We start from the raw sequence: 14,117 nt of genomic DNA on the forward strand, positions 1-14,117 counted from the left end.
TTCGGACACCTGCCTTCTCTCAATTAGTTTACACAATCAAGATTTTTGTGTCCACTTTTTCATACTAACACCAAATAAAGGAAGTTCTTTACTTTACGTATTAATTATTTTATCTGTTTTATCAGTGTTTCTCTCAGGTTTTATTTTTTTCACCAGAAACAGATTCAAAATTTTGAAACTTAATTCTGCTTATTCTTATGATCTGAAAAAAAGACTTATTGAAAATGAAAGAGCTTTTTCTGAGTCTCTTTATAAAAGTGGTATTTTTTCTGCTGATAACAGAATTATGTTAAATAATAAATATGAATATTTTAATTCCGTAATCATGGAAGACAACACTGATAAAGCTATTGTAAAAAGGCTTATATACTCAAAAGAGAGTAAAAAAAGCACAGGCGGTTTCAGCATCACAGCTGTAAAAGATCAAAACAGCAGCATATATAATCTGCCTTTAAAAGAAAACACCATGTATCCTGATCTAACTATAATTTATGAAAAAAATATTTTAAATAAAAATATATCCATTTTAGAAAATGTAAAATTTATCAGAAAAAATAACGACGAAGTAATTATAGAAACAAGTAGTTTCTATTTTGAGGGGGAGTAATGCTAAAAATTTATTTAAAAAGTGAAAAGAGACTTTTTCTGGAATATGAAGGAACAATCACTGCTTATACATTTGATAATATTTTGGAAACTGTGAAAGATATCAAAAATAAATATGGAATAAAAAAGAAAAAAGTATCTCTTATTCTGGATTTTTCAAAATTTTATATCAGCTTTTTTGAAGCTCCAGATTCAGATGCTAAAAGAGAACAGAGTCTTTTAAAATCTTTTTTATCAGATGAAATTGAAGATTATAATACCAGAAATTTTATTACAAAACAATTTTACCTTGATCATCCGTTAAGAAAAAGTCTCGTTTTTTGTATTAAAAAGGATTTTATCAGTAACCTTGTATTCTTATTAAAAAAATACGGTTTAGTAGTTACAGAATGTAAAGTCGACATTATGGGAGTCTACAAATATTACGAAAATACAGATATCTCTGTTCTTACATTTGGTGATGAGCTTAGCTCCTTTATCTCGATACAGGATAAAAGTATTCAAAGCTTTAAAAGCATGAATCTTACCATTGATGATAAAGATAGTGTAAACTCTTATGAATTTGTCACTGATAATGAAACAATGACAGTTTTAGACTATCAGCCTGAAAATCTGGAGGTCATCTTCAAAGGATGTGAATTATCCGATGATCTGAACTTCTTAAAATCTCGTACTGCAATATTAAAAAGCCTAAAAATAAATAACATTTTCCCATATATTCTCATTATTTTTATATACTTTTTTCTGAATTCCTTTTTATCCACAAATGAACTGGAAAAAAGAAATAATGAGATGAAAAACGAAATTGATACTATACAGCAAAATTTTCTTGCTGCTAAAAATAAAAATATTCCTGATTATTCAAAGGACATTAATGAATTAAACGATATTATCCAAAATATGAAATATCAAAATCATTATAAATTTCTCAGATTTCTTATTAGCGAATCAAATACTGATACTGGCTTTTCAAAAATTATTTATGACAATAATTTTTGGCTCATTGAAGGTGATTCAGTAAAATTCAAAAATGTTGAGAAACTCGAAATCAAACTGGGAAAATATGCACAAAATATTGAGCTGATTTTTATAAAAAGCCGTAATAAACTTCTTACTTTCCAGTATAAAATCGGAGATATCATATGGGATTAGCCGGAAACAAGTATCCTCTGCTTATTTTAAGCGCGGTTCTTTTCATATTTCTATATCAAAAATATGAAAAAACAACAGAACTAAAAAATAATTATACTGTTTTACTTAATGAAAAAAGCGAATCAGGCAAAAAACTTGAAGAGACCAATGAAGAAAATATACAAAAGAAAATAATTTCAGATGAACAGATGGAAAAAATGAATAATATTACTCTAACTCTCGATTTCAGTACTTTAAAAAATGAAACTGAATTCAAAAAAATTATTTACCTCTTCTCCGAGGAAAGCGGACTCGATCTGCGAGAGATCGGAAAAGCCGAGTATGTCTGGAAAAAGGACAGTTATTCACTAAAATATATTTTTTTTACATTTGAAGGTGATCTCACTGGAATGGCCAAGTTTTTGTATTTCATAAATAAAAGTAAAATATATATTGATATGACTAAGTCATATATATAGCTAACAAGAGACAGTTTCAAAATTTCTCTTGGATATCTGGAAAAGAATTCTAATACGCTAAAAAAGGAGGAAAAGTGATCAAAAAATATATTTTTCTTATTTTATTAATGTCCCTGCCTGTATACAGTGCAGAAATCAGTAATTATGTGAATAAAGGAGATATTGAGACTTCAAAAAGAATTTTTATTCTTAAACCTAAAGAGGAATCAAAAAAAATATCTGAAGACAAGGAAAATAAAATAGAATCTCCTCCTCCTTCTGTACAAAATCAGGGTGAAAAAGATAAAAAGATTCCTGTTATTCAAAAAAGTATGAGGCTTATCAACATTGATTCCTCTGAGATGATACCCAGGTTAAAAGATATTAACACAGCTAAAATAACCGGTCTGGGAAAAGAAATCATTCTAAAAGGAACTACTGAAGAAATCAATGAGCTGAAATACATTATAGAAAAATTTGATCAGCCTAAAAAACAAATTCAGATAAAAGCTACTATCATTGACACAAGCGATAATCTTTTTGAAAGGCTCGGGGTTGATTTTTCCGCTGGGAAAAATAATGATAATAAAATATCAGATTTCACAGGTTCATTTCTGGATGGTAATTTTTCGCTGTCAGCCCTGTTAAAAAAAGGAGGTAATTTTTTAGGTATTAATGTAGATGCCCTGAAAGAAAACGGGGATATAAAAATAGAAGCTATGCCTGTCCTTCTTATACTTGAAGGCAGTGAAGGAGAACTGAGAGTCACAGAAGAAGTAATTGTAGGTGAAAAAAAATATACTGACAAAAATGAAGAATATGTGGAACCTGTCTTTGCAGAAGCCGGTGTTGTTTTTAAAATAAAACCCGAAATAAGAGGTTTTGGTGATTCTCAGGAAATAATACTCTATATTGATTCAGAGATAAGCAATTTTAAATTGAGTTCCAATTTTAATGCCGATCAGGGAGCAAAACAAAAAAACAAAATTAATTCCATAGTTTCCTTTAAAGACGGGACTTCTATTTTTATCGGCGGCTTAAAACAAAATGTACAGAAAGATTCCGAAAAAAGAGTCCCTGTTTTAAGCAAAATTCCAATTCTGGGTTCTTTATTTAAATACAAAAGAAAAAATAAAGAAGTCCGTGATATTTATATTGAAATAGAAGGTAAAATCCAGACAGAATGAACAAGATGACATCATTATATTTCCTAGGAGGTTTATGAACAGTGAAACTAAATGGGTAGGTTCTTTCAGTGTTTCCGCTACTAACCTCACCCTTACAAACATACAATTTAAAAATGAAACAATCCTGATAAAATTAAATATTACTCTTGGAGGAAAATTCATAAGAATAAAATTCTCCAATCTTTACGGCAGTCTGCCGTTAAAAATAAAAGAAGCCTGTATTTATTCAGAAAACTTAGTTTATTCCAGTATCTTTTTTAATGGAAATCATGAAACAGTGATTTCCGAGAAAGAAGAAATATACAGTGATCCTTTGGAATATACGGTTAATTCCGCTGAAAATTACTGGCTTGGCATCTATATAGAAAATTTTACAGAACTCAGCACAGGTAATTTTTCCCTTCTCTCTTACTACATCTCAGAGAAAGGAAATATTCTGAATGAATTAAAAAATAAAGATACAGATATCCTTCATAATAGCGAATACAGAAACTATCTTGTCCCGTTTATTACAAATGTAGAAGTGAACAATGAAATTCCTTGTTCATCTCTGATAATATTCGGGGATTCCGGTATTGCAAACGGCTGGCACAGCCACCTTATAAAACGGTTTCAGATAAATAATATCCTTAATATTGCTGTGTTAAGCCAGGAAATTAACGGGAACAGATTCCTGCACAGCTGCCCCGACCAGCTTAAGGGACTATACGGCTCCTCTGGTTTATCAAGATTTGAAAGAGATGTCCTAAAACAAAACGGAGTAAAATTCCTCATATTGTTTCCGGGAATAAATGATCTCATATCTTCATGTAAAACCACAGATACTTCATTATCAAACGGAACTGATATTATAAATGCCCTGAAAATCTGCAGTACACTGGCTAAAGAAAATAATATCATTATTATAGGCTGCACAATTCCTCCTGTTTATGGCTGTAAATATTATTCTGACAGACTGGAAAATATTCGCATAACCGTGAATCAATGGATTCGTGATTCGGAAGATTTTGACTCTGTTGCAGATTTCGATAGTTTTTTATGTAATCCCGTAGAACCTGAAAAACTAAAAAAAACTTTTGATAACGGAGAATATTTTTATATTAATGATACAGGAGTAAAAGCTATGGCAGAATGTATTGACCTGAAAATTTTCAGCGAAAAATAATATGGAATGTCTCTTTAAAATACTTGATTTATATTGTATAATAGACATAGTTTTAAATTTTAATTTGAGTTATGGATAGGAGACAAAAACATGGTAGGTAAAAAAAGACTTGAAGAAATATTAAACAACTTCAATAACGCTAAAATCGCAGTAGTCGGAGATGTTATGCTGGATGATTATATCTTTGGCAGTGTAGACAGAATATCTCCCGAGGCTCCTGTACCTGTAGTCAGTGTAAAGAGAGAGAGTTTTGTACTGGGCGGTGCGGCAAACGTATTAAATAATTTAAGCAGCCTTAATGCAAAAGTATTTGCTTTCGGAGTTATAGGAAATGATGACAACGGGAAAAGATTTTTAGATGTGCTTAAAGAAAAAAGTATTTATACAGATGGTATCATTATTGATGAAAAGAGACCTACTGCTGTAAAAAGAAGAGTTATAGCGCAAAACCAGCAGCTTCTGAGAATGGATTGGGAAGACAAAACAAGTATTACTTCTGATATCGAAGATAAAATTCTGGAACAGATAAAAAATAACATAGATAATATCGATGCTTTTATTCTTTCTGATTATGACAAAGGAGTTCTTACAGCAAGACTTTCAAGAGAAATTATAAGACTGGCAAATGAAAAAAATAAGATCGTAACAGTAGATCCGAAACCAAAAAATCATATGAATTATGTAGGGGCAACGTCTATTACTCCTAACAGAAAAGAAGCAATGGAATGCCTTGGTATAGAAAGCTTTAAGAATGAAGAAGACCTTACATCACAGATGCTGAAACTAAAAGAAAAACTTCAGCTGAAAAATCTTCTGCTTACAAGAAGTGAAGAAGGAATGACTTTATTTGAAGACGGTGCGGCTGAAACAATTTCCACTGTTGCTAAAGAAGTATACGACGTAACAGGAGCCGGTGATACTGTAATCTCAGTATTTACTCTGGCAAAAGTTGCCGGTGCCACTTGGTTTGAGGCTGCAAGAGTAGCGAATACCGCAGCGGGAATCGTCGTAGGAAAAATGGGAACTGCCACTGCAACACCAGAGCAGATAACAGAATTCTATAACGAACTATATAACTCTTAATACTGTCAGTTATCGCAAAAATTACTAAAGGAGTCAGTAATGTTTCACAAATTTTTACAATATATATTTAAATATAAAAAGAATATGTGTCTTGTTTTATCAGTAGTTATAGGAATTACAACCATAGATCTTATACTTCCGTTTTTTTCAAGACAGATTTTAAATGTTTATATACCCGAAAATAATTCGGAAGCAATTATAAAAGGCGGGTTAATATTCCTAGTACTGGTAATAATCTATACAGGACTTAATTTTTCACAGGCTTATTTCGGACATATCTGGGGCTTGAGACTGCATCAGGATATGAGAGAAAGAGCCTTTAGAAAATTACAGGTTCTTCCTTTTGAATATTTTGACAAAAATAAAGTGGGAATTATTCTATCCCGTGTAACTAATGATCTTTTTACCATATCAGAAATGATACACCACGGATTGGAAGATTTTCTTACTTTCTTTCTCGTTTCAATAGTAGGATTTTTCCTTTTACTACAGATTAATATCCCTATTACTCTTCTGATTTTTGCTTTTGTTATAGTTCAGCTGATTGCTACTGCTATGGCAAGAAAGCATATGGAAAATATTTTTAGAAAGGCAAGGGAAAAAACAAGTTCTGTTTATGCAAAACTGGAAAGCAGCATATCGGCAGTACGTCTTACAAGAGCATTTGCCAACGAAGACAGAGAGCTGGAAGACTTCAGAGATGGTGCAAAGCTGCAGGAAAATATGGCTAAAAAGACAAACTTTGCATTAGCTATGTTCTCCGCTGTAAATAACTTTTTCTCGTTGCTTCTGAATATAGTAATTCTTACTATTTCCGGAACAGCAGTTATAAATAAAGTAATCAATTACGGTGATCTTCTGGCATACATTGTTTATTTTAACCTGCTTATGGCTCCAATGAAGCTGATTATAAGATCATTTGAGACAATACAGGAAGGATGGGTAAGTTTTGTTAGATTTCAGGAACTTATTGACGAGCCTGAACCTATAAAAAATGCTCCTGATGCTGTAGTGCTGAAAAATATCAAAGGTGACATAAACTTCGAAAATGTCACATTCAAATATGAATCAGGAACAGAAACTATACTAAAGCACTTTAACCTTAGTATTCCTGCTGGAAAAATGGTTGCTCTTGTCGGGCCGAGCGGTGTAGGGAAAACTACTATTGCACAGATAATTCCCCGTTTTTACGAAATAGAGTCAGGAAATGTCTATATTGACAATACTGATATAAGACAGGCGGATTTACAGTCACTGCGTGAAAATATAGGATATGTTCAGCAGGATGTCGTGATTTTCTGGGGAACAATAAGAGATAATATTGAATACGGAAAGCTGGGCGCTTCTGATATTGACGTTATTACTGCTGCGAAACATGCAGGAATACATGATTTCATAATGTCACTACCTGAAGGATATAATACTTTCGTAGGTGAACGTGGAGTTAAGCTGTCGGGCGGTCAGAAACAGAGAATTTCACTTGCGAGAATCTTTCTTAAAAACCCAAGAATCCTTATTTTGGATGAAGCTACAAGCGCACTTGATAACATTACAGAAGCTATCATACAGGAAAATATTGAAAAACTCACAAAAAACAGAACTGTTATAGTCGTGGCACACAGACTTTCCACTATCAAACAGGCAGATCAGATAATTGTACTTGATAAAGACGGTATTGTGGAATCTGGAACCCATAGTGAACTCATCCGGAATGAAAACGGACACTACTTCAAATTATATAACACTCAGCTTAATGGTTTTATTACCGGATAAAAATTTTATAAGGAAGTGAAAACTATGAGAAAAATTGCAGCAATTGAAGCCGGGGGAACAAAATTTATCTGTGGAATAGGAACTGAAAACGGGGAAATACTTGATAAAATCAGTATTCCCACTGGCATACCCGAGGAAACAATGAAAATGGTCGTTGATTATTTCAAAGACAAAGAATTTGAGGCTATGGGTATTGGATGTTTCGGCCCTATTGATCCGGTGAAAGACTCTGAATCTTACGGTTATATTACTAAAACCCCAAAGCCCCACTGGAGTGACTATAACATAATGGGAGAATTAAAGAAACACTTTGATGTACCAATGGAATTTGATACAGATGTAAATAGTGCAGCACTTGGTGAATCTTTATGGGGTGCCGGTCAGGGACTTAACAGTGTCGTATACATCACAGTGGGAACAGGAATAGGTGCCGGAGCTGTTATAAACGGAAAAATGCTTCAGGGACTGACACATCCGGAGATGGGTCATATCTTTGTAAAAAGGGATAAAAATGATCCTTATGAAGGAAAATGTCCATTTCATAAAGATTGTCTCGAAGGGCTTGCTGCAGGACCTGCAATAGAAGAACGTTGGGGAGATAAAGCCTATAATCTTGAAGACAGAAACGAAGTCTGGGAAATGGAAGCATATTATCTTTCACAGGCTCTTATAAACTATATACTTATTCTTTCACCGCAGAAAATAATAATGGGAGGCGGAGTTATGAAACAAAGCCATCTGTTTCCGCTTATAAGAAAAATGGTGAAGGAAACTTTAAATGGATATGTTCATAAAAAAGAAATACTTGAAGATATTGATAACTACATTGTATATCCGGGACTAAAGGAAAATGCCGGACTAATGGGAAGCCTTGCGCTTGGACGTCTGGCTTTGGAAAACCATTAAATTAAGGAGGCTTTGTCTTGACTGAGACTGCTGTTAGGGAAACTAAAAAATTCTCTATTCTGGAAGGTATATTTTTTAATGGTATGTATCTGAGTACGCAAGGGTTTATTATGCTTAATCTTGCATTGTACTTTAATGCTAATCCGTTTTTTATTGCAATTATTTCTATATTGCCTACTGCTACACAGGTATTGCAGATTTTTACGAAAAAATTATATAAATTATATAAAACCAGAAAAAGAACACTGATGGTTTCAATTATAATCTCAAGGTCATCTATGGTTCTTCTCCCTGTTGCTGTACTTCTTGATCTGAGAAATCCATATATTTTTACGGCTATTATATTTGTTTATTCATTATTTGCACCCTTTGTTACTAATACATGGACTGCTGCAATGGTAGAAATTATAAATAACAAGGAAAGAGGAAAATATTTTGGAAAAAGAAATTTCTTTATTTCTATTTCTTCTATTTTCTTCACGTTAATTTACGGTATTTTCCTTGCAATGCCTGATAAAAAAACAGGATATCTTATATTATCGCTGTCAGTTGCTATATCTGCGGTAACTACTATTTTCCTTATGAACAGACATCATATTCCTGATTTTAAGGAAACAACACAAAAAATCAGCTATAAAGAAATATTTAAAAATAAAGATTTTATAACTTATTTGAAATTTGTGTCTGTATGGCTGTTTTCACTGGAATTCTTAAAACCGTTTTTTGAATATTTCAGGGTAAAAACACTGGGCTCAGATCCAAGATTTCTCGCCAATATCGGTGTTCTTACAGCTGTTATTTCCATGTTTTTATTTATAATTTACGGAAAACTTTCTGATAAATACGGTAATCGTACTATTCTCAGACTTGGTATCTTTTTTGCCACATATAATGCTTTGCTGTACTTCACACTGACAGATGATAATTTTAAAGTCTCTCTTGTTCTCTCGGGTATTTTTGATGCTGTAGGATTTACCGCAATAAATTTATGCTTTTTAAATCTCCTTATGGAGGTCTCAAAAGATCCTGTAGAAGGATATGTGGGAATTTATTCCGTGGTCGTGGGAGCAACAGCTATTCTTGCCGGTTTATTTGCCGGTGTGCTGGGTACCTTTATTAACGAAGGGGTTATCTATATACTTGGAGAGAAAATTTATACAATAAAAATAGCCTTTCTCATAGGATTTTTATTAAGATTATTTTCCATTTTGAGGCTTACAAGCATTAACTCGTTTCAAAAAGAATTCAAATACAGCGGTACTCTGCCTCTTAGATCTGCAATGAGCAAAAGAATAACAGCTTTTCTGCCTTCTTATATTGCTATAAGCAGAATGAAAAAAGATGATCATTCGGATGATCACTCAAATGACAGCAACAACGAAAATAATAATAAAGAAAATAAGGAGTAAAAATGTTTAGAATAGGACAAGGATACGATGTACATAAATTTGCCCCAAACAGAGATCTCATTCTGGGAGGAATAAAAATACCTTTTGAATTAGGCTTAGACGGACATTCTGATGCTGATGTGCTTACCCATGCAGTAATGGATGCACTAATAGGTGCTCTTGCTCTTGGTGATATAGGGAAATTTTTTCCTGATACTGACCCGAAATTTAAAAATGCAGACAGTATTCTTTTACTCAGGGAAATTTTAAGTGTAGTTTCTGAAAGAGGGTATCATATAGTTAATATAGATGCTACCATAGTGGCACAGAAACCAAAATTAAGAGATTATATTGACGAAATAAGACAAAATTTCGCAAAAGAATTGGGAATACAGCTTGACTGCGTGAGTGTAAAAGCAACTACCGAAGAAAAACTCGGATTTACCGGAAATATGGAAGGTATGAAATCTTATTGTGTAGTTTTGCTTTCTAAAAAATAATAAATTAGCTGGGGGGACTTAATTGAAAATAAAATTTAAATATCTGGACAAGAGCTTTGATCAAAAAAGCTCTGTTTTAAACTTCAAAAATGAGAAAGAATTTTTTCACTATATAAAAATACAAAACTATACACTTCTTCACCATAAAAAAATCCCGTCTTGGGGAACCAGAGTAAAAACCAGTGAATTCACGACTTTTATATCTTCGCTTTATTTTCTGGCAAAAGCTGATATTAGAATCGTTGATGCACTGTCCATTCTTGCAGAGAACTTTTCCGGTACTCTGAAAAATAATATTGAACATGCTGTAACAGCACTAAAAGAAGGAAAAAAGCTGAGAGAAGGCTTTACTTTTATCACAGACGACAAAATTTTTCTAAATACTATGGAAATAGCAGAAGAAAGCGGAAATATACTATTGCCCCTCAAAAATCTGAAAAGTAAGTACGAATTCGAGCAGGAATTAAAAAAAGAAATTATAAATCTCAGCTTGTATCCTGCTTTGGTTCTGGCTACTTCTTTTATAATTATCAGTATTTTATTCAAATTTGTTGTCCCGAAATTTTCTGGAATATACAATGACTTAAATAAAGAAATACCATACCTGACTAAAGTCATGATCAAAATCAGCACCCTCTATGGCAAATATTTCTTAGTAACATCTGTTTCAGCTGTTGTCTTGATTATTTTTTCTGTTACATATTATAAGAGAAACAAAGAAAACTTTGAAAGGCTGTTTATAAAACTTCCTGTTATAAAAAAATTATATAAAGAATTCAGAATACTCTATTTTTCACAGAGTATGAGTATTCTTCTGAACAGCGGCGTGGAAATCATAAAATCAATTGAACTGAGTACGCAAACAGCAGGAAGTCTTCTCGGGCGAGAGCTGAAAATTCTGATAAAAAAACTGGAACAGGGACTTAGCATAAGTAATATTATCGGGAATATGCAGTTTTTTGATAATGAATATAAAAATTATATACTTATCGGGGAGGAAACAGGCAACTTAGGCTTTGTGTTTTCCCATATTACGGATATTTATTTTATGCGTATAAGAGAAAAAACAAAAAGATTTCTAAAAATTCTCGAACCTGTTTCTATTATTTTTATAGCTTTTTTTATCGGACTTATTGTTATCTCTGTCCTTCTTCCGGTTTTCAGACTTGGTGAAAATTTAAACATTTAAACTGAATTTATTTTTTCTGTGTTTTTTATTTGTAAAAATGTTTACGGTAAGAATTTTCATATATTTTTTTATTTCCGCTTTAAAATTTGAATTGAAAAGTTATAACGCTTGTGATATACTTATTTTGTAAATAAAATTATTTAGGAGGTATAGTAAAATGGCAGTTAAAGTTGCAATTAATGGATTCGGGAGAATTGGAAGACTAGCATTAAGATTAATGGTGGAGAATCCTGAATTTGATGTAGTAGCAATCAACGATTTAACAGATGCAGCTATGTTAGCGCACCTATTTAAATATGATTCTGCACAAGGAAGATTTAACGGGGAAATCTCTGTTAAGGAAGGGGCATTTGTTGTTAACGGAAAAGAGATTAAAACATTCGCTAACCCTAACCCGGCTGAATTACCTTGGGGAGATCTTGGAATTGATGTAGTACTTGAGTGTACTGGATTCTTTACTTCTAAAGAAAAAGCTGAAGAACACATAAAAGCAGGGGCTAAAAAAGTAGTTATATCTGCACCGGCTACAGGAGAAATGAAAACTATAGTTTATAATGTTAACCACTCTACATTAGACGGAACTGAAACAGTTCTTTCAGGAGCTTCTTGTACTACAAACTGTTTAGCACCTATGGCTAAAGTATTAGACGAAAGCTTTGGAATCGTAGAAGGATTAATGACTACTATTCACGCTTACACAGGAGATCAAAATACTCTTGATGCTCCGCACAGAAAAGGTGACTTCAGAAGAGCAAGAGCAGCTGCAGCAAATATTGTTCCTAACACTACAGGAGCAGCTAAAGCTATCGGACTTGTTTTACCTAGCTTAAAAGGTAAATTAGACGGTGCTGCACAAAGAGTACCAGTTATCACAGGATCAGTTACTGAATTAGTTACTGTTTTAGGAAAAAATACAACTGTAGAAGAAGTTAACGCAGCTATGAAAGCAGCAGCTAACGAATCTTTCGGATATACTGAAGATGAGATCGTTTCATCTGACGTAATCGGAATCAGATTCGGTTCATTATTCGATGCTACACAAACTAAAATAATTACAGTAGATGGAAAACAACTTGTTAAAACAGTTTCTTGGTATGATAACGAAATGTCATATACAGCACAATTAATAAGAACTTTAAAGTACTTTGTTGAAATTTCTAAATAAATTTCAAGAGACATAGATATTAAAGGCGGGACATTCTCCATTGTTTGTTCCGCTTTTTTAAAAAACCAGGGAGGAAATATAAAATGGCAAAAAAAACTGTTAAAGATTTAGACGTAAAAGGAAAAAAAGTTTTAATGAGGGTAGATTTTAATGTACCTATGAAAGATGGAAAAATTACTGACGAAAACAGAATAGTTGCAGCTCTGCCTACTATTAAATATGTACTTGAAAACGGAGGAAGAGTTATCGCTTTCTCACATCTTGGAAAAGTGAAGGAAGAAGCAGATAAAGCTTCTAAATCTTTAAGACCTGTTGCTGAAAGATTAGCTGAATTACTTGGACAGCCTGTAAAATTTATTCCTGAAACAAGAGGAGCTGAATTGGAAAAAGCTGTTTCTGAGCTGAAAGACGGAGAAATCATGATGTTTGAAAATACTAGATTTGAAGACATTGATGGTAAGAAAGAATCTAAAAATGATCCTGAATTAGGTAAATACTGGGCTTCTTTAGGAGATGTATTTGTTAATGACGCATTCGGAACTGCTCACAGAGCGCATGCTTCTAACGTTGGAATAGCAAGCCATCTTGAAACTGCTGCCGGATTCCTTATGGAAAAAGAAATAGAATTCATCGGCGGAGTTGTTACTAATCCTGCAAGACCTTTAGTTGCTATACTTGGCGGAGCTAAAGTTTCTGATAAAATCGGTGTTATTGAAAATCTTATAGAAAAAGCAGACAAAATCCTAATCGGCGGAGGAATGATGTTTACTTTCCTGAAAGCTCAGGGGAAAAATATCGGTTCATCTCTTCTTGAAGAAGATAAAGTCGATCTTGCAAAACAGCTTCTTGAAAAAGCAAAAGCAAACGGTAAAGAATTAGTTCTTCCTATTGACACAGTTGTAGCAAAAGAATTCAAGAATGATACTGAATTCAAAACTGTTTCTGTAGATTCTATTGAAGATGGATGGATGGGACTCGATATAGGTGCTGATTCTATTAAGCTTTTCTCTGAAAAATTAAGCGGGGCAAAAACTGTTGTTTGGAATGGTCCTATGGGTGTATTTGAAATGCCTAATTTTGCTAAAGGAACAATCGGTGTTTGTGAAGCAATTGCCCACCTTGAAGGTGCTACTACAATAATCGGCGGCGGAGACTCTGCAGCTGCTGCTATACAGCTTGGATATGCTGATAAATTCACACATATCTCTACTGGCGGAGGAGCTTCTCTTGAATATCTGGAAGGAAAAGTCTTACCAGGTGTAGAAGCAATTTCTGATAAATAAAAAGCATAATAAATAGTGGCTTCTGTTCTGTAGCAGGAGTCATTTTTTTATTCTTTTCTGCAGCTGTTATTTCAGTTCTGTTTCTATTTCACCCCGCTACAAAATTGATTTTTCAAAAAATTTAATAATAAAAAGGCAACTGTTTTTTATTAACAGTCGCCTTCGGTATTTTGGGCAGATGAAAAACTCAAAAATATCAGGATTTAAAGATATTATATTTGCTATATTTAGATTTTGGTTTTTAATTTTACCTGATATTTTTAAATTTATATTCTCTCTGTAT

At 33.0% G+C, this 14,117-nt stretch carries 13 protein-coding genes; all 13 read left to right on the forward strand.

Annotated elements, in window-relative coordinates; all coding sequences use genetic code 11:
• Positions 1 to 172 precede the first annotated feature (172 nt).
• Positions 173 to 607, forward strand: a complete 435-nt coding sequence (locus tag NK213_RS12050; protein ID WP_253349480.1) for a hypothetical protein — start codon at positions 173 to 175, stop codon at positions 605 to 607.
• On the forward strand, positions 607 to 1,758 hold the full coding sequence (locus tag NK213_RS12055) for a hypothetical protein (protein WP_253349482.1): 1,152 nt from the start codon (positions 607 to 609) through the stop codon (positions 1,756 to 1,758). The genes NK213_RS12050 and NK213_RS12055 overlap by 1 nt, the downstream gene beginning before the upstream one ends.
• On the forward strand, positions 1,749 to 2,216 hold the full coding sequence (locus NK213_RS12060; RefSeq protein WP_253349484.1) for a hypothetical protein: 468 nt from the start codon (positions 1,749 to 1,751) through the stop codon (positions 2,214 to 2,216). The genes NK213_RS12055 and NK213_RS12060 overlap by 10 nt, the downstream gene beginning before the upstream one ends.
• Positions 2,217 to 2,290: 74 nt before the next feature.
• Entirely contained in the window at positions 2,291 to 3,382 is a 1,092-nt protein-coding gene (locus tag NK213_RS12065) for a general secretion pathway protein GspD (protein ID WP_253349486.1), read from the forward strand.
• A gap of 34 nt (positions 3,383 to 3,416) precedes the next feature.
• Positions 3,417 to 4,547, forward strand: coding sequence for an SGNH/GDSL hydrolase family protein (locus NK213_RS12070; protein WP_253349488.1), 1,131 nt, complete (start codon positions 3,417 to 3,419; stop codon positions 4,545 to 4,547).
• Between the two features lie 90 nt (positions 4,548 to 4,637).
• Positions 4,638 to 5,630, forward strand: coding sequence for a D-glycero-beta-D-manno-heptose-7-phosphate kinase (rfaE1, locus tag NK213_RS12075; protein ID WP_253349490.1), 993 nt, complete (start codon positions 4,638 to 4,640; stop codon positions 5,628 to 5,630).
• Positions 5,631 to 5,669: 39 nt separating this feature from the next.
• Entirely contained in the window at positions 5,670 to 7,403 is a 1,734-nt protein-coding gene (locus NK213_RS12080; RefSeq protein ID WP_253349492.1) for an ABC transporter ATP-binding protein, read from the forward strand.
• 24 nt (positions 7,404 to 7,427) lie between these two features.
• Positions 7,428 to 8,309, forward strand: coding sequence for an ROK family protein (locus NK213_RS12085; protein ID WP_253349494.1), 882 nt, complete (start codon positions 7,428 to 7,430; stop codon positions 8,307 to 8,309).
• A gap of 17 nt (positions 8,310 to 8,326) precedes the next feature.
• Positions 8,327 to 9,718, forward strand: a complete 1,392-nt coding sequence (locus tag NK213_RS12090; RefSeq protein ID WP_253349496.1) for an MFS transporter — start codon at positions 8,327 to 8,329, stop codon at positions 9,716 to 9,718.
• Between the two features lie 2 nt (positions 9,719 to 9,720).
• Complete coding sequence (gene ispF / locus NK213_RS12095; protein WP_253349498.1) at positions 9,721 to 10,197, forward strand: 2-C-methyl-D-erythritol 2,4-cyclodiphosphate synthase; 477 nt, start codon at positions 9,721 to 9,723, stop codon at positions 10,195 to 10,197.
• Between the two features lie 22 nt (positions 10,198 to 10,219).
• Positions 10,220 to 11,386, forward strand: coding sequence for a type II secretion system F family protein (locus NK213_RS12100; protein ID WP_253349499.1), 1,167 nt, complete (start codon positions 10,220 to 10,222; stop codon positions 11,384 to 11,386).
• A gap of 157 nt (positions 11,387 to 11,543) precedes the next feature.
• Positions 11,544 to 12,551 carry a type I glyceraldehyde-3-phosphate dehydrogenase gene (gene gap, locus NK213_RS12105; RefSeq protein ID WP_253349502.1) on the forward strand — a complete coding sequence of 336 codons (1,008 nt, stop codon included), beginning with the start codon at positions 11,544 to 11,546 and terminating at the stop codon, positions 12,549 to 12,551.
• 83 nt (positions 12,552 to 12,634) lie between these two features.
• Positions 12,635 to 13,834: a phosphoglycerate kinase gene (pgk, locus tag NK213_RS12110; protein ID WP_253349504.1), complete on the forward strand. Its 1,200-nt coding sequence runs from the start codon at positions 12,635 to 12,637 to the stop codon at positions 13,832 to 13,834.
• The last annotated feature ends 283 nt before the right edge of the window (positions 13,835 to 14,117 follow it).

The sequence above is a fragment of the Sebaldella sp. S0638 genome, from assembly GCF_024158605.1.
GTDB lineage: Bacteria > Fusobacteriota > Fusobacteriia > Fusobacteriales > Leptotrichiaceae > Sebaldella.

Bases quoted from the DNA above. Each gene is read 5' to 3' on its own strand.
- NK213_RS12070 (WP_253349488.1), top strand. From the start codon at position 3,417: ATGAACAGTGAAACTAAATGGGTAGGTTCTTTCAGTGTTTCCGCTACT.
- ispF (WP_253349498.1), top strand. From the start codon at position 9,721: ATGTTTAGAATAGGACAAGGATACGATGTACATAAATTTGCCCCAAAC.
- NK213_RS12085 (WP_253349494.1), top strand. From the start codon at position 7,428: ATGAGAAAAATTGCAGCAATTGAAGCCGGGGGAACAAAATTTATCTGT.
- NK213_RS12055 (WP_253349482.1), top strand. From the start codon at position 607: ATGCTAAAAATTTATTTAAAAAGTGAAAAGAGACTTTTTCTGGAATAT.
- gap (WP_253349502.1), top strand. From the start codon at position 11,544: ATGGCAGTTAAAGTTGCAATTAATGGATTCGGGAGAATTGGAAGACTA.
- NK213_RS12060 (WP_253349484.1), top strand. From the start codon at position 1,749: ATGGGATTAGCCGGAAACAAGTATCCTCTGCTTATTTTAAGCGCGGTT.
- NK213_RS12080 (WP_253349492.1), top strand. From the start codon at position 5,670: ATGTTTCACAAATTTTTACAATATATATTTAAATATAAAAAGAATATG.
- rfaE1 (WP_253349490.1), top strand. From the start codon at position 4,638: ATGGTAGGTAAAAAAAGACTTGAAGAAATATTAAACAACTTCAATAAC.
- pgk (WP_253349504.1), top strand. From the start codon at position 12,635: ATGGCAAAAAAAACTGTTAAAGATTTAGACGTAAAAGGAAAAAAAGTT.